Annotated in this window: 14 protein-coding genes; 8 read left to right on the top strand and 6 right to left on the bottom strand. The window is 53.3% G+C overall.

Annotation, left to right across the window (positions count from 1 at the left end):
* Positions 1 to 91: 91 nt before the first annotated feature.
* On the top strand, positions 92 to 2413 hold the full coding sequence (gene yicI / locus LOS79_RS20330) for an alpha-xylosidase (RefSeq protein ID WP_315411906.1): 2322 nt from the start codon (positions 92 to 94) through the stop codon (positions 2411 to 2413).
* A 489-nt stretch (positions 2414 to 2902) separates the two neighbouring features.
* The gene (locus LOS79_RS20325) at positions 2903 to 4084 is read left to right on the top strand and encodes an SGNH/GDSL hydrolase family protein (RefSeq protein ID WP_315411905.1); all 1182 of its coding nucleotides are present in this window, start codon (positions 2903 to 2905) and stop codon (positions 4082 to 4084) included.
* Positions 4085 to 4343: 259 nt separating this feature from the next.
* Here LOS79_RS20325 and LOS79_RS20320 read toward each other — a convergent pair whose 3' ends face one another.
* The 3 genes from LOS79_RS20320 to LOS79_RS20310 all read right to left on the bottom strand — a co-directional run bounded on the left by LOS79_RS20320 (position 4344) and on the right by LOS79_RS20310 (position 8035).
* A complete protein-coding gene (locus LOS79_RS20320; protein WP_315411903.1) occupies positions 4344 to 4439 on the bottom strand; it encodes a YjcZ family sporulation protein in 96 nt (31 codons plus the stop codon).
* A gap of 102 nt (positions 4440 to 4541) precedes the next feature.
* Complete coding sequence (locus LOS79_RS20315) at positions 4542 to 6203, bottom strand: response regulator transcription factor (protein ID WP_315411901.1); 1662 nt, start codon at positions 6201 to 6203, stop codon at positions 4542 to 4544.
* Positions 6200 to 8035, bottom strand: a complete 1836-nt coding sequence (locus LOS79_RS20310) for a cache domain-containing sensor histidine kinase (RefSeq protein WP_315411900.1) — start codon at positions 8033 to 8035, stop codon at positions 6200 to 6202. The genes LOS79_RS20315 and LOS79_RS20310 overlap by 4 nt, the downstream gene beginning before the upstream one ends.
* A gap of 132 nt (positions 8036 to 8167) precedes the next feature.
* Here LOS79_RS20310 and LOS79_RS20305 point away from each other — a divergent pair, with 132 nt between their 5' ends.
* The 5 genes from LOS79_RS20305 to LOS79_RS20285 all read left to right on the top strand — a co-directional run bounded on the left by LOS79_RS20305 (position 8168) and on the right by LOS79_RS20285 (position 14677).
* Positions 8168 to 9049, top strand: a complete 882-nt coding sequence (locus tag LOS79_RS20305) for a carbohydrate ABC transporter permease (RefSeq protein ID WP_315411898.1) — start codon at positions 8168 to 8170, stop codon at positions 9047 to 9049.
* Positions 9049 to 9882 (top strand): carbohydrate ABC transporter permease, encoded by an 834-nt coding sequence (locus tag LOS79_RS20300; RefSeq protein WP_315411896.1) that lies wholly within the window; start codon positions 9049 to 9051, stop codon positions 9880 to 9882. Before LOS79_RS20305 ends, LOS79_RS20300 begins: the two co-directional genes overlap by 1 nt.
* A gap of 59 nt (positions 9883 to 9941) precedes the next feature.
* On the top strand, positions 9942 to 11249 hold the full coding sequence (locus LOS79_RS20295) for an ABC transporter substrate-binding protein (protein ID WP_315411894.1): 1308 nt from the start codon (positions 9942 to 9944) through the stop codon (positions 11247 to 11249).
* A 217-nt stretch (positions 11250 to 11466) separates the two neighbouring features.
* Positions 11467 to 13491 carry a beta-galactosidase gene (locus LOS79_RS20290; protein ID WP_315411892.1) on the top strand — a complete coding sequence of 675 codons (2025 nt, stop codon included), beginning with the start codon at positions 11467 to 11469 and terminating at the stop codon, positions 13489 to 13491.
* 241 nt (positions 13492 to 13732) lie between these two features.
* Positions 13733 to 14677 (top strand): LysR family transcriptional regulator, encoded by a 945-nt coding sequence (locus LOS79_RS20285; protein WP_315411890.1) that lies wholly within the window; start codon positions 13733 to 13735, stop codon positions 14675 to 14677.
* A gap of 60 nt (positions 14678 to 14737) precedes the next feature.
* Here the strand turns inward: LOS79_RS20285 and LOS79_RS20280 are convergent, their stop codons facing one another.
* Positions 14738 to 15574: an AraC family transcriptional regulator gene (locus tag LOS79_RS20280; RefSeq protein ID WP_315411889.1), complete on the bottom strand. Its 837-nt coding sequence runs from the start codon at positions 15572 to 15574 to the stop codon at positions 14738 to 14740.
* A 118-nt stretch (positions 15575 to 15692) separates the two neighbouring features.
* Between LOS79_RS20280 and LOS79_RS20275 the strand changes: the two genes are divergently transcribed.
* Positions 15693 to 17723, top strand: coding sequence for a beta-galactosidase (locus LOS79_RS20275; RefSeq protein WP_315411888.1), 2031 nt, complete (start codon positions 15693 to 15695; stop codon positions 17721 to 17723).
* 66 nt (positions 17724 to 17789) lie between these two features.
* On the opposite strand, the gene LOS79_RS20270 is transcribed toward LOS79_RS20275, so the two are convergent.
* Both LOS79_RS20270 and LOS79_RS20265 read right to left on the bottom strand, forming a co-directional pair.
* Positions 17790 to 18980, bottom strand: a complete 1191-nt coding sequence (locus tag LOS79_RS20270) for a Ger(x)C family spore germination protein (RefSeq protein ID WP_315411887.1) — start codon at positions 18978 to 18980, stop codon at positions 17790 to 17792.
* A complete protein-coding gene (locus tag LOS79_RS20265; RefSeq protein ID WP_315411886.1) occupies positions 18973 to 20076 on the bottom strand; it encodes a GerAB/ArcD/ProY family transporter in 1104 nt (367 codons plus the stop codon). The genes LOS79_RS20270 and LOS79_RS20265 overlap by 8 nt, the downstream gene beginning before the upstream one ends.
* Positions 20077 to 20089 lie beyond the last annotated feature (13 nt).

Genomic DNA, 20089 nt, shown 5'->3' with positions numbered 1-20089 from the left:
TTATAAATAAGCTATATTATATTAGTTTTGTCTTTTTGTTATCGGTATAATGCAACTATAAACACCAAATTGAAAGGTGGCAAGTGCACACATGAAATTTACAGACGGCCTTTGGCTGGTTCGTGACGGAATTACAATCAATGGTGCGGTTCAGAACTATGTTGTCGAGAAAACTGAAGAAGGTTTGACGGCAATTACTCAGACGACTCCAATTACCGGACGTTCCGCAACCCTTAACTCTACGCTGCTTACTGTGAAATTCCATTCCCCGCTTCCCGGCGTTGTGGGCGTAAAGATTATTCATAATGATGGCGTTATCGACCGCGGTCCTTCCTTTGAATTAACTAAGGGTACAGGCGATCACGTTCAAATCGAAGAGACCGAAGCACAAACTGTGCTGATCAGCGGCGGACTCCGTGTAGTAATCAATAAAGGCACTCACTGGTCCGTAGATTTCTACCGTGGCGACGAGCGCATTACCGGCAGCGGTTTCAAATCGATGGCTTACATTACGGATCAGGATGGCAACACGTTCATGCGTGAAGAGCTGGATATCGGCGTAGGCGAATTCGTCTATGGTCTGGGTGAGCGCTTTACTGCTTTTGTCAAAAACGGCCAGGTAGTTGACCTGTGGAACAAAGATGGCGGTACAAGCTCCGAGCAGGCTTACAAGAACGTTCCGTTCTATGTAACCAGCAAAGGCTATGGCGTATTCGTGAACCAGCCGGAGCTGGTGTCGTATGAAATTGCTTCTGAGAAAGTCAAGAAGGCCCAATTCAGCGTAGCCGGAGAAAGCCTGGAATACTTCGTAATTGAAGGACCAACGATCAAAGAGGTTATTACAAAATACACTTCCCTGACCGGTAAGCCTGCGCTTCCGCCGGCATGGACCTTCGGCCTGTGGCTGACTACTTCGTTCACTACAGACTATGATGAAGCTACCGTTAATTCCTTCGTAGAGGGTATGGCTGAGCGCGATCTGCCGCTGCATGTGTTCCACTTCGACTGCTTCTGGATGCGCGAGTACCAATGGACTGACTTCCAGTGGGATTCGCGTGTGTTCCCGGACCCTGTGGGCATGCTGAAGCGTCTTCACGATAAGGGACTGAAGATCTGCGTCTGGATCAACTCCTATATCGGACAGCGTTCACCGCTGTTTGAAGAAGGCAAGAAGAACGGCTATCTGCTCAAAAAAGCTAACGGCGACGTATACCAGACGGATCTGTGGCAAGCGGGCATGGGGCTGGTGGACTTCACTAACCCTGCAGCTTGTGAATGGTACGCCGGCTACCTGCGTGGCCTGGTGGATATGGGCGTGGACAGCTTCAAAACCGACTTCGGCGAAAGAATTCCAACCGATGTGGTCTACTTCGACGGCTCCGATCCGCACAAAATGCATAACTATTACACTCAGCTGTACAACAAAGTGGTCTTTGAAGTACTGGAAGAGAAGCTCGGCAAAAATGAAGCAGCCGTCTTCGCACGTTCGGCAACCGCCGGCGGGCAGCAATTCCCGGTTCACTGGGGCGGCGATTGCTACGCTGACTATGAATCCATGGCAGAAAGCCTGCGCGGCGGCCTGTCGCTCGGCTTGTCCGGCTTCGGCTTCTGGAGCCATGATATCGGCGGCTTTGAGAATACCGCTCCGGCGCATGTGTTCAAGCGCTGGCTGGCCTTCGGCCTGCTCTCCAGCCACAGCCGTCTGCACGGCAGCACCTCTTACCGCGTGCCTTGGGCTTACGATGATGAAGCTGTGGATGTTACCCGCTTCTTCACCAAGCTTAAATGCAGCCTGATGCCTTACCTGTATGATGTAGCCGGACAGGCGCATGAACAGGGCTGGGCTTCGATGCGGGCGATGGTGATGGAATTCCCTGAAGATCCTACCTGCGAAGTTCTGGACCGCCAGTATATGCTGGGTGATTCCCTGCTCGTGGCTCCAATCTTCCAGGAGAACGGCGAAGTGAAATACTATCTGCCGGCCGGACGCTGGACGCACCTCCTGAACGGTGACACGGTGCAAGGCGGATCATGGCGCAAAGAGAAGCATGACTTCTTCAGCCTGCCGTTGTTCGTACGTCCGAATTCACTGCTGGCAACAGGCAGCGAAGACAGCCGTCCGGATTATGACTTTGCGGAAGGCGTGAAGTTCGGCCTGTACTCGCTGGAGGACGGCAAGACAGCAACGGCTACTGTACGCGATATCAACGGCGCACCTGAGCTGAAGGTAGTAGCGGTACGCAGCGGAAGCAAGGTAACCGTAACTGCCGAAGGCAGCGGCAAAGCCTTCACCTTCGCGGTGAAGGACCTCGGCGCTATTGCTTCCGTAGAGGGTGCAGAGCAAGCTGATGAGACTACAGTGAAGGTTAACGCCGGAGCGAAGTCCGTATCATTCACCATCACATTGAAATAAGAACATATCTCAGTATTCAAGCTCTCTGATGACAGGGGACGTTCCGTCCCTTGTATTTCAGAGAGCTTTTTGAGGGTTTGAGCAGCGGTAGTTGGTTATTCGCAATAATAGGCGCGTTTAGCTTGGTGGAGGCCTGATGTATCCGGTTTTTCGCATATAAAAGGCTCGTCTATTTCCGCTAACCAAGCATCTAGTTGCCATTGTTGCGCAACTCCTGCACGAAATACAACATTTTCCTTATAATATCGTTCCTAATCCGGTATTGTTGTATGAAATGCAGCATTATACCTTCTTTCAGTGGATACGCTGGAGAATTCCTGTATTTTGTACAACATTTCTCTCAACCGCCTGTTTTTGAGGCAGCCAAGTTGCATAACGTACAACATTATCACCTTTCGCCGTGGACGCTTTATCACAAGTAAAATATGCACTTATAAGTTCCGTTTCTGCCAGCAATGATACCGTATCAGGACAGGAGAATAGATAACTATGATGATTAAAGATAACGGCGGCGTGCTAAGCCAGCCGGAGTTCACTTCGGCAACAGCGGTATCTGCCGCAGCCAATCAGATTATGAATGCAGCAGAGCCGTTTACCCATACCTACCGGACCTACATCCGCCTGCGGGAGAACGGCAGCCTGACGCTGAAGTTCTGGCACAGTAACAGCGTAGATTCCACCTGGGATCTGGGGGCGGAGTCTGCTGCCAGTGAACCGGGCGGCAGCTGGAGCATTGAAGCAGCCTATGTGGCCGATGGCGGGTCTGTGCCGGATGGCAGTGTCGTGCCAGGCTCCCAGGTCCCGGTTACTTTCGCGGGTGAAGCCTCCCGGCATGTGGAGCCGGGCGAGCGGTTCTGGAGCGATGAAGCCGTTCTGGAGCTGCCGGAAGGGCATCTGCTGGCCTTCACCTGGACGCTGAAGACAGAAGCCGCCGGCAAGTCGATCCCTTTCAACGTAGAGGGGATGCTGGTCTCCGGCTACGATGTGCCGGGCCATCTGGCCGCGCAGGAAACGGCAGCTTTCTTCAGCGTATCTGATAAGCTGCAGGTATTGCCCGGTTATATCGGCTATAAGAAGCAGGTAGCGAAGAAGTTGGTGTTCCTGGGCGATTCCATTACCCAGGGGGTCCGGACGCAGAAGGATGCTTACAGCTATTGGGCGGCAAGAATTGCGGAAGGCTTAGGAACAGAGTACGGACTGTGGAATATCGGCTCCGGGTGGGGCAGAGCCTATGATGTTGCCACTGACGGCGCATGGCTGCACAAGGCGGAGCAGGGGGATGAGGTGCTGATTGTCCTTGGAGTAAATGATCTGGATATCGGAGCACGTACGGCAGATGAGCTGCTGGGTGACCTTACGCATATCATCTCCAGAATCAAGGAAGCGCAGCCTGAAGCCGCTGTAATTCTCAGCACTGTGCCGCCGTTCAACTTTGAAGGAGCACGGGAAGAGCATTGGCGCAAGGTGAATGATACTATTCTTAACAGCCCGCCTGCAGGTGTGGACCGGGTGTTTGATATCGCTGCGGTGCTGTCTGTCCCTTCACCGGCGGAGCACAGAATCCGGCCGGAGTATATGAGCGACGAATTCGATCCGCATCCGAACGGTACTGCCGGCAAAGCAGTAGCAGATGCTTTTTTGGCGTGGTACAAAGGGACTGCGGAACTCTAAGCGTAGCAGTACAGCGGCGAACACCTTGAGCACACTAGGCATACTATGTAGTACTTTCAGATTATCCTAGCCCATAGACAGCGGCATTTAAGGCAAAGGCTATCCCAAGCGGCCATGTTATGGCTTTTGGGATAGCCTTTTTTTGAAATAGAAGAAGCTATATGCTGTGCCTGATAACTTATCCCTTCTATTTCCCGCCGAAACGGTACCGTCCTTATTGAAGGACGGAAAAGCCGTTTCCACTTGCATTTCATCAGTGCTAGAACGTTCTGAGAATAATCACCAGCAGAATATAAAGGACCAGAATTGTAGTTGTGGAAGTAACCAGACCTCCGACATTTGCGCAACCGCTCATCGCCTTACCTCCTCCGCATTAGCATCTTACAGAGCCATGATATGCGCGTTCTGCTATTCGGGTATGGACGATTGCCCCGGAAGCGTATGAAACCTGTTATCTTCAATGCTCCGTCTGCACCCGGTAATCCTTCGGTGAGCAGCCGACCTGTTTCTTGAACACCTTGCTGAAGTATTTAACATCATGGAATCCGACCATTTCCGAGATCTGCACCAGCTTGAGATTGGGATTCTGCATCAGCAGCTTGGCTTTCTCAATGCGGACGCTGCCGATGTAATCAGAGAAATTAATGCCGTATTCCTGTTTGAACTTGCGTGAAATATACTCGCGGCTGACGAAGAATTTGCCGGCAATCTCCTGCAGCGAGAGATCAGACGGATAATTCTGCTCGATATACTTAATAATCTCGGCAATCGGGTTACGCTCCTTCATCTTCCTTGCAGAGAGCAGCTGTGAGAGCTGCTGCATCAGTGTGAAGGACCAGTCACGCCAGGCGAACAAGGAGAAGGAGTAGCCGCTCGGCTGCGGAGCCGGATTCTGCAGATCGGCCTGCTCCAGCTCCGGCAAGGCGCTGCCCGCCCCGGTCCCCAGTGTATCCCGGACCAGCCGGGAACGGAACAGCAGGGCATCGGCCTTCCAGGCATTGAGCATCTGCGGGGTGACAACGCCCCGGCGGCCCAGCTCATGGGTCCAGTGCTGGGCGGCAGCGGAGATAGCCTCGGATGTCCCGCTGATGACCGCCATCCGCCAATCCTCCTGGACATCAGCGAAGCTAAGTGCCGCTTCCGGCTCAGGGGCAGCAGCAAGGCCGCCGCTGCCCCCCGGCCTGCCTGCGCCGTCATCCGGGGGGAAATGGCAGTAATCCTCATGCCTTAGCAGATTGCGCCGGAGGAGCGCTTCGGCGGCCTCTGTGCGCTGCAGCTGCAGCTGCCCCGGCAGGGAGCCGGCGGTACTGATGCCGAAATGCATGCGCAGCTGCAGGGTGCGGTAGAGCCCCTGGTTAATCCGGCTAATCAGTTCGGCAACGGGCTCCCGGGCATCCCAGAGCAGGATGGCAATCTCCGGCGGGCCGCCCCAGTACCGGAAGGCAATGCCTTTATTCTGCGGCTGCAGAAATTCATTGCAGATATTAACGATCGCGTAGTACATCAGCTCGCTGTCGCCGCCGAACCGCTTCAGCAGCGGATTGTTGCCGCTGTCGGTCTGCACGAGAAGCAGCTGTGAGGCTGTGGCACTCTGCGGGATGATTCCGTCCGCAGTAAGCCTGCGCAGTGAGGCCTCGGCATTGACCCTGTCATCAATCAGCGCGGAGAGCAGCTTCTCCCCGTAGATCGGCTTGATCTCGTTCAGCCGGATGCTCTGGCGCTGGCGCTGGCTGCGCTCCTCGTCCTCGGAGCGCCAGGCAGTCACCGCCTTGGATACCGCAGTGTTAATCATATCAGGCTCAATCGGCTTAAGAATATAGTCTATGCCGCCGTGGCGGACGGTCTCGCGGACAAAGTCGAAGTCATTATGCCCGCTGACCACAATGAATTTGGTGCTGCCTGCGAATTCATCCACCCAGGTCATCAGCTCAATGCCGCTGCCCGATTCCATCATCATATCCATGATTACCAGTGCCGGCTTCTCCTTGCGGATCAGCACTATGGCTTCATTGCCGCTCCCGGCCTCGAGAATTTCATCGATCCCGTGCATTTCCCAGTCCACGAGCAGCCTCACGGCCTTCCGGACCCTTGCTTCGTCATCTACGATCAGTGCCTTCATATCCGTTCACTCTCCACTAATATATCAATTTCCAGCCGGATGATTACCCCGCCGGCCTTAAGATTATCGACGGTAAGCAGGGCGTTGTCCCCACATACCAGCCGCAGCCGTGCCAGTACATTTCCGAGCCCGATTCCGGTACCGGGAGCATCCCGTTTGCTGTAGACATCCTTCCCGGTATTCTTAAGCACATCCGGCTCTGCAGCCCTGGGCTGCTCCAGCTCCTTGCGCAGCGTCTCCAGCCGGGCGGCCGGAATCGGGAGTCCATTATTAAGGATGCAGATCTCCATCCTCTCCGGGGAGAGCCTGGCTGCGGTAATCTCAATCCAGCCGTCTGTGCGGGCCAGATTGAAGCCGTGCTTGAAGTAATTCTCTACGATCGGCTGCAGAATCATCTTGGGCATCAGCGCCGCAAGCAGCGTATCCTCCATATCGTAGCGGAAACTGAACTTATTTTCAAAACGCTCCTTCTGCAGCTCAATATAAGCTTTGACATGGTCCAGCTCATTCTCTATGGTTACAACCTTCTCATCATTGTACATGCTGTAGCGCATCATCTTGGCCAGTGCCGAGAGCAGCCCGTAAATCTGCGGTACCTTCAGCTCCAGAGCAAGCGTGCCGATAATCTGTAAAGTATTGTTCAGGAAATGGGGGTTAATCTGCGACTGCAGCGCCCTGAGCTCATTGGTCTTATTGGTCAGCTCCAGCCTGTACTCCCGCAAAATCAGATTGTTGATCGTATCCATCATGCTGCGGAAATGCTCGGTGACCACGCCGATCTCATCTTTACCCGCCGGGCGGATATCAATCTCCAGATTCCCGGTCTGCACCTGGCTCATATAACGGGTCAATTGCTTGATGGGAGCGGTAATCCGGAACGAGATGAAGATCGTCAGGGCGATGATCATCCCCATCAGCAGGAAGAGCAGCAGAATGTTGATGCCTGCGGCCTCCTTCGCTTCACGGAACAGATAAGAGACGGGAATCTGCTTGATCAGGGTCCAGTGCAGCCCCGGGGCTTCGATTTTCTGATAGATGAATACGGAGCCGTCCTGCTCGAAATACCCCTGGGAACCGCTGGTGTCAGCGGTCTGCCTGCTGTACCAGGCGGCATTCAAAGGTTTGCCGAGTGAACCGGTATCCTTGCCGTACACCAGCAGTCCGGAGCTGTCGACGAGGTAGATATTCTCCTGCTTCTGCTCGTACAGCTGATCCATAATCTCGGAAAGTGCGCTCAGCCTGACATCAATCGATAAGAAGCCAAGCGCTTCGGTAGTAGGGATCCGTTCAATCCGGCGGTGCAGCGTAAACACCGGCTCCGGGACAAACTGCACCAGGGGCAGCTTCAGCCCGTAAGGGTTGCTGATATGGGTGCTTTGCACGGAAACCGGGGATCTGCCGGTAAGGCCGGATTCCTCATACGGAGTGCTTCCCAGCCAGCGTTTGGGCGTGGTGTTGTCGGTAATCAGCGTTGCTTTGCCGTCCTTGACGCCGTACAGGTATACCTGCGCGATATCTTCCAGTGAAGTGGAAATGTAGCTAAGCGAATTATAGATGGCGATATCCGAGGACAGATCATCATGGCCGGATTCAAGCAGCCGGTAAAAATTAGAGTCGGAGTATACGCTCAGCGACATCCGGTTGATCTCCTGGATCAGGCTGCTAATGTTCTTATAGCCCTGATAGAGCAGATTTTTGTTCTCATCGACAGCCCGGGTTCTCAGCGAATTTGTCGTATACGAATAGCTGACAAACATGGTGCCTATAATACAGATTAATGTCGGCAGGAGTAAAAAAACGATTAATTTCGTGCGGATACTGTTCCATTTCATGGGGCTCGTCACATCCGATCAATATTTTACACCCTAAAGATCACTTGTGTAGGTGTAAGAGGCTCTGCAAAAAACAGATAATATGTTTAGATCATAAACAAGTAAGTGAGTAAAAGAAAGGGGGGCCATTACATGCGCAGCCATAAGTTGTCCCAAATGGGTCAGCAGCTTTTTTTCGTTGGCCCGGCAGTATTGTTCTTTACCATCGTGATGATTATTCCGTTTCTGATGGGGATGTATTATTCCTTCACCGACTGGAACGGGGTATCGGGTAATGTAAGCTGGGTAGGATTTGATAACTTCAAAAATATTTTTACGAATGATCCGGATTTCTGGTCATCGTTCTGGTTTACTGTAAGATTTACGCTGTTAGGTGTAATTCTAACTAATGTGGTCGGGTTCTTCCTGGCTTACCTGTTGACTAAACCTCTCAAGACGCGCAATATGCTCCGGACCATCTTTTTCATGCCTAACGTAATCGGGGGCTTGTTGCTTGGTTTTATATGGCAGTTTATCTTTATCAAAGGATTCGCCACACTGGGTGATTCCACCGGCTGGTCTTTCTTCAACCTTCCTTGGCTCGGTGATGCAACTACCGGCTTCTGGGCGATCGTCATGGTCTTCGTATGGCAGTCTTCCGGTTATCTGATGGTTATCTATATCGCTTCACTCAGCAACGTATCCAAAGAAGTGCTTGAAGCAGCTGATATCGACGGCGCTTCACCGTTCCAGGTGCTCCGCAGCATCGTTGTACCGCTAATCATGCCTGCAGTGACGATCGGATTGTTCCTGGCCATCTCCTGGTCCTTCAAAATGTTCGATCTCAACCTGTCGCTGACGAAGGGCGGACCGTTCAAATCTACGGAATCCGTAGCCATGAACATCTATAACGAAGCCTTCCTGAACAACCGTTACGGACTGGGTACAGCGAAAGCACTGCTGTTCTTCGTAATTGTAGCGATCATCACCATGATTCAGGTCCGTGTTACGAAGAGCAAGGAGGTTGAAGCTTAATGAATACTGCAACAAAAAGCAGATGGAACATCGCGATTGAAGTACTGATGATCCTGCTGGCGCTGCTCTTCCTTGCTCCGTTCTATTTCCTGCTGGCGAACTCCGTGAAATCCTTCGGGGAAATTCTCAGCAATGCGGCAAGCTGGCCGCAGGAGTTCATGTGGTCCAACTATTCAAATGCCTGGAAGCTGGCACGTTTCGGTGAAGCCTTCCGCAACTCGCTAATTGTAACGGTAATCAGTGTTATTCTGATCTCCCTGTTCAGCGCGATGGCGGCGTACCGTATGGTCCGGGCAGACACGAAATTCAACAAAATCCTGCTGCTGCTGTTCGTAGCGGCGATGGTCGTTCCCTTCCAGACGATCATGATTCCAATTCTGAAGGTAGTCAACGTCCTGGGCGTAAATAACTCCATTCCGGGGCTCCTGATGACCAACCTTGGCTTAAGTATTCCGATGGCGATCTTCCTGTTCCACGGGTTCATCAAATCGGTGCCGCTGGAAATTGAAGAGGCGGCTACGGTCGACGGCTGTAACCCGGTTACTGTCTTCTTCCGGATCGTGCTTCCGCTGCTGAAGCCCATGCTGATGACGACCATCGTCCTGAACGCACTGGGGATCTGGAATGACTACCTGCTGCCGTCCCTGATTCTTCAGGCACCCGGACTGCGGACCATTCCGCTGGCAACCTTCTCCTTCTTCGGGCAATACACGAAGCAATGGGATATGGCGCTTCCGGCACTTACGATCGGCGTAGCACCTATTGTGATTTTCTATCTGTTCATGCAGCGTTACATTGTTGAGGGAATAGCGGCTGGCTCGGTGAAGGGTTAATTCACCGGGCTCCCGTTCCACATATTAAGCAGTTCAATATATTCAAGGGGGAAATTAGAATGATGAAGAAACGCTCTGCAGTGATGCTGTCCAGCGTAATGCTGATGTCTGTCGTGCTTGCGGCATGCGGTGGCAACACTAACAATAATGCTTCAAACAGTGCAACAAATGGAAGCGCTGGCAATACTTCCGGTGAAGTGAAAACGGTTAAAGTATTCCAGTTCAAAACCGAAATCGTTGAAGGCCTGAACGAGCTGAAGGTTGAATTCGAGAAAGAATATCCTAACATCAAGCTGGATATCCAGACTGTAGGCGGCGGCGCTGACTATGCGGCAGCCCTGAAGACCAAATTCGCTTCCGGCGATGCTCCTGATATTTTCAGTAACGGCGGTTACGCTGAAATGGAACTATGGGGGGACAAGCTCGAGGATCTGTCCGATCAGCCTTGGGTGAAGGATCTGATTCCATTGGCAGCTGAGCCAATGACCAAGGATGGTAAAACCTACGGTATGCCGATGAACCTTGAAGGTATCGGTTATGTCTACAATAAAGACCTGTTCGCCAAAGCCGGAATCACAGAAACTCCAAAAACTATCTCCGAGCTGGAAGAAGCGGCTAAGAAGCTGCAGGCTATCAACGTAATTCCGTTTGGTAACGCTTATCAGGAATGGTGGCTGCTGGGTATCCAGGGCATCAGCGTAGCTTTTGCACAGCAGGATAATGTAGATGAATTCATCAGCGGCCTGAACGCCGGAACCTCCACTATCGTAGGCAACCAGAAGTTCAAGGATTGGAGCAACCTGCTTAACCTGACTGTGAAATACGGCCAGAAAAATCCTTTAACTACTGACGCTAATACTCACCTGGCTATGTTCGCTAACGGCGAAACAGCTATGATGCAGGAAGGCAACTGGGCACAGACGCTGGTTGATAATATTACTCCTGACATGAATATCGGTATGTTCCCTATGCCTATCAACGACGACGCTGCAATGAACGACAAGCTGTCTGTAGGCGTGCCGTCCAACCTGGTTGTCAACAAGGATTCCGCATCCAAGGAAGAAGCTAAGACTTTCCTGAACTGGCTTGTAACTTCTGACATGGGTAAAGAATATATCTCGAAAAAATGGAAGTTCATCCCTGCTCTGTCGACTATTCCAGTAACTGCTGAAGATGTAGGTCTGCTTGGTTCGGATGTATGGAATTATGTTCAAGAAGGTAAAGTATACGGCCTGCAGGCTTCGAAATTCCCTGATGGTGTAACCCAGGAATTCGCGAGCTCCATTCAAGAGCTGATCGCAGGTAAAGTAGATGAAGCCGGCTGGGAAACAAGCATGCAAGCGGCTTGGGACAAGCTGAAGAAATAAGCTGAACTTACATTAGTTCACAATAGTATTGATAAATACAGAAAGTCCCTCAGGGACTATAGAGTAATTGGATAAAGTGGATTTGCCGGGACGCTCCAGCTCTCTTCTCGATATGAGATGAGGCGGGGCGTCTTTTAGGTTGTCCGTAACCGGGCCGGGTGGGATATACTCAAATTATGAGCATTCTGAACATGTATGATGAGAGGAAGCAGAGAGGATGAGGGAGCAGATGAAGCAGGCGGAACCGGGCAGTTACAGCAAAGTACAAATCGGGGTGGATTATTATCCGGAGCATTGGGAGGAGGCGATGTGGGAGCCGGATATTAAGTTAATGAAGGAAACGGGTGTCAAGGTGGTCCGGGTAGCAGAGTTTGCCTGGAGCCGGCTGGAGCCCGTGGAGGGGAGGTTTGATTTCGCCTGGCTGGACCGGGCGCTGGATCTGTTTCATGCCTATGGAATACAGGTGGTGATCGGAACTCCGACCACCACACCGCCGCGCTGGCTGACTACGGCATGTCCGGATGTGCTGCCGGTATTCGCGGACGGCAGCGTATACCATCCGGGAGTGCGCGGACACCGCTGCTATAACAGCGCATCGCTGCGTACCTACGGCAGCCGGATTATTGAGGCGCTGGCCCGCCGCTACAGCAGCCATCCTGCTGTCATCGGCTGGCAGACAGACAATGAATTCGGGATGCTGGATTGTCACTGTGACAGCTGTAACCGGGCCTTCCGCAGCTGGGTTCAGGCGAAGTACAGTACGCTTGAGCGGTTAAACTCCGAGTGGGGAACGGTGGTCTGGAGCGGCGAATACAGCAGCTGGGAGGAGCTGACCGTTCCTTACGGCGGGTCACCGCACCAGAATCCGTCACTGCTGCTCGATTTCCAGCGGTTCCAGTGGGATTCATGTATCCACTTTCAGCGCCGGCAGACGGAGATTCTGCGCGCGGTGTGTCCGGAGCGCTTCATTACCCATAATTTCCACAGCTATCCGCAGCGGCTGGATATGCACGGGCTGGCGGAGGATCTGGATGTGGCCTCCTTCGATTATTATCCGAACCCTGCACCGCAGAAGCAGGCGACCGCGCCGTATAGCGGGGCGCTGTCCCTGGATCTGACCCGCGGGCTTAAGCGCCGTAATTTCTGGATTATGGAGCAGCTCAGCGGTCCTCCGGGCTGCTGGTTTCCGATGTGGCGGACGCCGCATCCGGGACTGATCCGTGCCTATGCCTGGCAGGCTATTGCCAGAGGCGCGGATACGGTGGTGCATTTCCGCTGGAGAAGCGCGGCTGCCGGGGCTGAGCAATTCTGGCACGGGCTGATTGACCACAGCAATGTGCCGGGGCGGAGATTCGCCGAATTCGCACAGCTGTGCGGAGAGGTAAACGCGCTTGCTCCGCTGCTGGAGGGAACGGAGGTCACCAGCAACGCGGCTATTCTGTATTCGCATGAGCAGATGGCGGCGCTGCGGATTCAGCCCCAGGCTGACGGTCTTGACTACTATGACAACATCAAGCAGTACCACCGGGCGCTGACGAAGCTTGGCATCAGCTGCGATGTCATTGACTGGCGGCAGCCGCTCGAGGGATACAAGCTGGCGATCGTTCCGAGCCTTTACCTGCATGATGAGGAAGCGGCGCAGAGGCTGGAGTCCTTTGCCGGGAACGGAGGCACCGTGATTCTGACTAACCGCAGCGGTGTGAAGAATATGAACAACATCTGCCTGCTGCAGCCGCTGCCGGGTCTGTTCTCCCGCGCAGCCGGCGTAACAGTTGCGGAATATGATCCGGTCGGCCATGATATCCACATGCTGGTGGATGCAGCCGGTGAGTCGTTCGAGTGCAGCCAGTGGTGCGATATTCTGCAGCCGGAGGAAGCGGAGCCGGTTGCCTGGTACGGGGATGATTTCTTTGCCGGTTCTCCTGCGGTTACTGTGAACCGCTTCGGAGCAGGAAAGGTATATTATATCGGAACTCATGCCAGCGAGGCTTACTGGCTGAAGCTTCTGGGCGGTATCGCCGCGGAGGCCGGACTTGCCGCATTTCCGGATCTGCCGGACGGCGTGCAGGCATTCACACGTACAGGAGAGAAAGGGGAACTGCTGTTCCTGCTGAACCTCAGCCGCGGTACACAGTCAATCGGACTGGATAAGCATTACCGCAGCGCACTTTCCGGTTCTTTGGTATCCGGCATAGTAGAATTATCGCCGTTTGCTGTAGAGATCCTGGAGACTGGGGTCTGAGGCTCCGCTGCCCGGAGCATGTCCAGCAGGTCATAGACGCTTCTGATTGCCTTCGTATCCACAATGATTTCTCTGCTATCTGGATTACCGGGTACTTTGAATGTCCACTGTTTATTTTCCATTGTGCTCACTCCTTATAAGTTATGACCGCAGTAGTTTCCTTTGCTGATTTCATCATATTCTGTACAGGAGATCATGTATAATGAAGGGAAATGATGGAGGCCATCACTGCGGATGATGGGTGTTCCGGGGAGAGGTGACGAATATGGATACCGGTCTTCTAAAAGTATTCCGGGCAGTTGCTGAAGAAGGAAGCATCTCCAAAGCGGCACAAAGCCTGAACTATGTGCAATCGAATGTGACGGCAAGAATCCAGCAGCTGGAGCAGGAGCTGCAGACTCCGCTCTTCTACCGGCACAGCCGGGGAATTACACTGACTTCAGCAGGGCAGACGTTTCTGGACTACACGGTCAGAATACTTAAGCTGCTGGAAGAAGCCAAACAGGCGGTTCTGGATTCGCCGGTTCCCAAAGGCGCAATCACGGTGGGCTCGGATACGACAGCAGCAGTGCGGCTTCCGGCAATCCTCTCGGTATACCGCCGCTGTTATCCTGATGTAGACGTTCACCTTCAGGTCGGACGGGCGGGGGATTTGATCGAATCCGTCCTGCAGCATACGGTACACGGGGCCTTCCTCGACGGTCCGGTGGAGCATCCGGAGCTTGTCCAGGAGCTGCTTATTCATGAGCGGATTGGACTGGTCATTCCGGACACGATGGATTATCAGGGCATCCGGTCCGTGCATGACAAGACGCTGCTGATGCTGAATTCGGAGTGCCTGTACCGGAGCAGACTGGAGCAATGGCTCGGCGAAGAGGGCTGCCGGGTCGGAAAGGTGATGGAGTTCGGGACCATGGAGGGGCTGCTCGGATGTGTGAAGGCAGGCATTGGCTATGCAGTCCTGCCTGTATCCTATTTCACCCGGATGAATGTTACAGAGGGTATCCGTATCTACCCGTTCCCCGAGAAGTATGCAGAGGTGCCTACCGTATTCATCCGGCGGCGCGATCTCTATATGACTAGCGCCTTCCGGGAGTTTATAGAAGAGCTGAAGGCCGGGCTGCCGGAAGCGGTAAGCGGGGCATCCCCCGCGGCAGAAAGCGGCGGTCCGGCGCTGTCCGTATAACAGATAAAGCGGCATCCCGGCTAATTCAGCCGCGGGTGCCGCTTTTGTATGATGAGCAGATTAATGCAGCTTCCGGAACTGCTCCGGTGTGATCGCCGACTGCTTGCGGAAGGTGGCGACGAAATGGCTGACATCGCGGAAGCCGACGCGCCTGGAGATTTCTTTTACCGTCAGGGCGGGGTGGGCCACCAGCAGTTCCTTGCTCTTGCGGATGCGCAGCCGGACGAAATAAGCATAAGGCGAGAGGCTGAAGGTCTGCAGAAACAGGCTGTTCAGGTAACGCCCCGATACCTCCAGCTGTGCAGCGAGATCATAGAGCCCGATGTCCGGATCACCGTAGTGGCTGTCCATCCATTTCAGCAGCGGCTGCAGCTTGTCTACATTACGGGAAATCGCTGTATTATTATGCAGCTGCCCGTATTTGTTCAGCGTCAGCAGGAAACGGTAGGCATCTGTAGATTCGCCCAGGCTGAACATGTCGCTTGAAGCATCATGGCGGTCAAGCATCTCCTTCAGCATGTGGCGGAGAGGAGCCTCGCTCTCCCAGCGGTACAGCACATTGCTGTTCATCCCGAGGGAATCCAGAATATGCCGGGCTGAGGTTCCGCCGAAGGTGAGATAATAGGTGCACCATACCTCTGAAGTGAGTGATTCGTAGCGGTGCGCCGTACCCGGCATTAACAGAATGCCGCTGCCTTCCGGCAGGGTGATGGTTTTGTTGTCGAAATGGATAATGCCTTCACCCTGCGAGGTTTGCAGCCAGTGGTAGGTATGATAGCCCTGCGGGCGGATGACTTTCTCCTGGTCGGGGTTGTAGCCCATGCTGTCGAGGGTGATCGGAAGCTGCTGCCCGCTCTCCTGGGCGAATACGATTCTGCGCACGGCGCTCTCTGACATAAATGACATCTCCTGTAGTTCTATATTATTATATGCCGGAATTTTTATTTTATATATAAACCGCTTAGTTTAATGCTTAAAATAAGAATATACTTATACTATAAAGGATGTGCAAAGTGTGATCAACGAGAAATTGCCTAAGATCTGGTACGGCGGGGATTATAACCCTGAACAGTGGGATGCCCCGGTATGGGCTGAGGATGAGCGGATGTTCAAGCTGGCGGGGATTGATGTTGCAACAATTAACGTATTCTCCTGGGCTTTGATTCAGCCGTCTGAAGATACGTATGATTTCACCGGTCTGGATGAATTAATCGACCGCTTATATAAGAATGGAACCTATGTCTGTCTCGCAACCGGGACCGGAGCGCATCCGGCCTGGATGGCCCACCGCTATCCTGAAGTGACCCGGGTGGATGTCCAGGGCCGCAAGCGCAAATTCGGCGGACGCCATAACTCGAATCCGAACAGTGCGGTATACCGCAAATATTCGGCGCTGCTTGCCGGCAAGCTGGCAGAGCGCTACAAGGATCATCCGGGGCTGGTAGCCTGGCATATCTCTAACGAATACGGCGGATATGATTATTCCGAGCAGTCGGCAGCCGCTTTCCGCATCTGGCTGAAGGAACGTTACGGCTCGCTGGATAAGCTGAACAAAGCCTGGAATACCCGGTTCTGGGGCCATACCTTCTATGATTGGGAGGAGATTGTAGTCCCGAATGAGCTCAGCGAAGAGTGGAACGGCAACCGGACCAACTTCCAGGGGATTTCCCTCGATTACCGCAGATTCATGTCTCACAGCCTGCTGGAATGCTACAAACTCGAGTATGCCGCCATCAAGGAGCACAGCACGAATATTCCGGTTACGACGAATCTGATGGGCTTCTATCCGGAGCTGGATTATTTCGAATGGGCCAAGCATATGGATATCATCTCCTGGGATAATTACCCGGCGCTTGATACACCGGTGAGCCATACCGCTATGACCCATGACCTGATGCGCGGACTCAAGAACGGCCAGCCGTTCATGCTGATGGAGCAGACGCCAAGCCAGCAGAACTGGATGCCGTACAACTCCCTGAAGCGCCCGGGCGTAATGCGTCTATGGAGCTACCAGGCAGTAGCGCGCGGCGCGGATACCGTGCTGTTCTTCCAGCTGCGCCGCTCTATCGGCGCCTGTGAGAAGTACCACGGGGCGGTAATTGAGCATGTGGGCCATGAGCATACCCGGGTATTCCGCGAATGTGCGGAGCTGGGCCGGGAGCTGGAGAGCCTCGGCGATGAGCTGCTGGATGCGCGGAGTGCAGCGCAGATCGGTATCGTCTATGACTGGGAGAACCGCTGGGCGCTTGACCTCTCCAGCGGCCCGACTGTGGCGCTTGATTATGTGAAGGAAATACACAGCTATTACGATGCGCTGTATCAGCAGAATATCGAAGCGGATATGATCGGCGTAGAAGAGGACTTATCGAAATATAAAGTCGTGATTGCTCCGGTTATGTATATGGTGAAGCCGGGCTTCGCCGCTAAGGTTGAAGCGTTCGTCCAGGCTGGCGGAACGTTCATCACCACCTATTTCAGCGGAATTGTTAACGAGAACGATCTGGTTACCGTCGGCGGTTATCCGGGTGAGCTGCGCAAGGTGCTGGGCATCTGGGCGGAAGAGATAGATGCCCTGCTGCCGGATATGCGCAATGAAATCGTAATGAGCCGGGATTGGGGGGCTCTTAACCGGTCGTACTCCTGCGGCCTGCTCTGTGACCTGATTCATCCGGAGGGTGCGGAAGTGCTTGCCACGTATGGAACTGATTTCTATAAGGGCATGCCAGCCCTGACCGTTAACAGCTTCGGCGCAGGTAAAGCCTATTATGTAGCTACAAGCCCGGATTCTGCATTCCTGCGCGGCTTCCTAGCCACTGTCAGCGCCGAGAACGGAATAGCTCCGCTTGTGAGTGCTCCGGAGGGCATCGAGTCCGTTCAGCGTGTGAAGAACGGCGTGTCCTACCTGTTCCTGCTGAATCATTCGCCGGAGGACCTTACGGCCGATATCGGCAGTGTGGAACGGACAGACCTGCTCACCGGCCGGAAATTCAGCGGTGCGTCAACAGTTCCGGGACGCGGAGTCCTGATTCTATCTGATAAGCAATAAAATATTTACTGGATAATGGAACGCCGCCGCCCTGATGTATAGGGCGGCGGCGTTTGTTGTGTGCTGTTACTCCGTAAAGGAGCCGTAGTCCGTTATACTCAGCTTCACCGAGAAATGAACAGGAGTCCGGCTGAATACTTCATCCCAGTGGTCCTTTACCTTGTTCCATAAAGCCGGCTGCTCAATGCTCAGCCTGGTGCCGAAGCCGGCGACATCGGTCTTGTAATCAGCCTGCAGCTTCTGCATCAAGGCCTGCAGCATTTGCTCCAGCCGTTCTTTGAACAGCCGTTCGGCTTTTTTGGTATGCTGATCGGCTGAAGGGTATTCATCTTCGTTCCAGCTTTCACTAAGCCGGCCTTCCGTAGTGAGCGCAACATCAAATGCCAGATTGCCGCCGTCCGTTTTAACCGAGATTTTGCTTTTCATCGCCTTCATTTCATAGGTCATCGGCTGGTTATCCCAATCATAGGTTTTGATGACACCGGATTCGCCCTCATTCGTCAGCCAGGAGAGGCATAGGGTGTTCTCCTGGCTGAGCGCTCCAACCCAGTGGCCGGTGTCGCCTTTAATAATGCCTGCACCGGAGAATTCTATTTCCCCATCCGCGGTCACCAGATTCTGCAGGACGTAGCTTCGCTTGGAGTGCATCAAGGCATCCATTTTGGATAAAATGACCGGGCTCATCACTTTGCTGGTCCGCTTCCGGTTACGGATCATATTGCGGATATGAAATGCCGGAACTTCATTCTTATCCTTCGTGGTGAGTGCATCTGCTGCACGGCCCTGACTCAGAAATACCATCGTACTGGGACGGATATCATTATCACGGAGTACAAAATCCATTAGCTGGCTCATTTCCTGCTGCTTCAGCAGCTCGGTGGATACGACAATTACCTTGAGATGATGGCCGATAATCGGCCGGTCGCGGCGGATGGAGAACTGGCGGAAGATTTCCAGCACCGAATCTCCGGTTCCCATAATATTCAGATAAGGCGCTCCGCTGTTATTGCTCTGATTCTGTATGCTGCCTACGGTGTTGGCCGGAACGAGCTGGATGGTGGCTGTAATTTTATTGTGTTTGAAATAAGTGGCGCCATGCTCCTCAAATGCTTTCTCTGTAGGCGACAGCTCCCCGATATCAAGTGCCAGGCCGGAGTATAGCGCCAGATCTTCAATCTCCTTGCTGCTCCAGCAGGAGGTCAACGTCATGAGCAGGACCGGGGCGCATAGCAGACGGAGCAGGTTGCGTTTACACATGCTGCTTCAACCCCTTCACGCGGATAAGCCAGATAATTGACAGAAGTACGGGCAGCAGCAGGAACAGAATAATGCCCATTTTGCCGATAGTATCCCCGAGTGCGAACAAGTCAGCCATGGATTTGGGCAGCATCGCTGAGAGGAACAGTACCGGAACCATAGCATAAATAATCGGATGCACCTTCAGCTTGAAGAGCTGTGACAGGCCGAGCGTCGACTGGTAAAAAAAGCTGCTGAAGTTGCAGAACATCTGCATCAGCCAAATGACCATGAACGGAAACTCCATGCGTTCGAAGAAAAAGCCGGGAACCTCGAAGCTGCGCATCAGATCAATGGTAGGCCAGGTGCTGGTGACGGCGGAATCAATAGAGATGCCTCCAATGACTATGACAACAGTCAGAAAATAGAGTGTAAGCGGAATCGCGAGGCCGCCGAGAATAGCTTTAACTGCCTGCTTGGGTTTGGTCATGAAGGCTACGAGAGTCATTGAAACCTCACAGCCGGTAAAGACAAGCACGGTAGATTTAAGCCCGGCGAACACGGGCGGCAGTCCGTTGCCGAGTACAGGGCGCAGATGGTCGATATCAAACAGCCGCAGGCTGAGTGTAAAGGAAATGATCAGGATCATGATGCTGATCGGAAACACGATGGTAAAGACACGGGCAATCGAGTTAATGCCGCCGTACACCAGGTAGGTGCCTACCCAGAGAAACGGAAGAATAATGGCCCAGATCGGAGTGCCCTCCAGCAGGAAGAAGAGCGTTACTTCAGCGAGCGTGCGGATTTCAAAGCCGCCAATAATGACGTAATACAGGATCAGCAGCAGGCTGAGAAAGCCGCCGATTCCCTTTCCGGCAATGAGCCCGGCATATTGAAATACGGTCTTGCCCGGGAACTGCTGGCTGATCTTCACCATCAGCAGTACTACAAGCATCACAATGGCTCCGCCAAGCAGGACCGACAGCCAGGAGTCCGGTGTCTTGACGGATTCGCTCACACTGCGCGGCAGCGTAAGAATTCCTGCACCGAGTAAAGTGTTGTTCAGGAAGATGGCTGCCTGTGTGGATGTGATTTTATCATCGGTACGTACAAACATATGGAGTCCCTCC

The sequence above is a fragment of the Paenibacillus sp. MMS20-IR301 genome, assembly GCF_032302195.1.
Classification (GTDB): domain Bacteria; phylum Bacillota; class Bacilli; order Paenibacillales; family Paenibacillaceae; genus Paenibacillus_AQ.
The sequence above is the reverse complement of the archived record's forward strand: the minus strand, read 5'-3'. Positions and strand labels throughout refer to the sequence as shown.

What these genes read in the sequence shown, in the direction of transcription:
- yicI (WP_315411906.1), top strand. Translation starts at nt 92, where the DNA reads ATGAAATTTACAGACGGCCTTTGGCTGGTTCGTGACGGAATTACAATC.
- LOS79_RS20325 (WP_315411905.1), top strand. Translation starts at nt 2,903, where the DNA reads ATGATGATTAAAGATAACGGCGGCGTGCTAAGCCAGCCGGAGTTCACT.
- LOS79_RS20320 (WP_315411903.1), bottom strand. Translation starts at nt 4,439, where the DNA reads ATGAGCGGTTGCGCAAATGTCGGAGGTCTGGTTACTTCCACAACTACA.
- LOS79_RS20315 (WP_315411901.1), bottom strand. Translation starts at nt 6,203, where the DNA reads ATGAAGGCACTGATCGTAGATGACGAAGCAAGGGTCCGGAAGGCCGTG.
- LOS79_RS20310 (WP_315411900.1), bottom strand. Translation starts at nt 8,035, where the DNA reads ATGAAATGGAACAGTATCCGCACGAAATTAATCGTTTTTTTACTCCTG.
- LOS79_RS20305 (WP_315411898.1), top strand. Translation starts at nt 8,168, where the DNA reads ATGCGCAGCCATAAGTTGTCCCAAATGGGTCAGCAGCTTTTTTTCGTT.
- LOS79_RS20300 (WP_315411896.1), top strand. Translation starts at nt 9,049, where the DNA reads ATGAATACTGCAACAAAAAGCAGATGGAACATCGCGATTGAAGTACTG.
- LOS79_RS20295 (WP_315411894.1), top strand. Translation starts at nt 9,942, where the DNA reads ATGATGAAGAAACGCTCTGCAGTGATGCTGTCCAGCGTAATGCTGATG.
- LOS79_RS20290 (WP_315411892.1), top strand. Translation starts at nt 11,467, where the DNA reads ATGAGGGAGCAGATGAAGCAGGCGGAACCGGGCAGTTACAGCAAAGTA.
- LOS79_RS20280 (WP_315411889.1), bottom strand. Translation starts at nt 15,574, where the DNA reads ATGTCAGAGAGCGCCGTGCGCAGAATCGTATTCGCCCAGGAGAGCGGG.
- LOS79_RS20270 (WP_315411887.1), bottom strand. Translation starts at nt 18,980, where the DNA reads ATGTGTAAACGCAACCTGCTCCGTCTGCTATGCGCCCCGGTCCTGCTC.
- LOS79_RS20265 (WP_315411886.1), bottom strand. Translation starts at nt 20,076, where the DNA reads ATGTTTGTACGTACCGATGATAAAATCACATCCACACAGGCAGCCATC.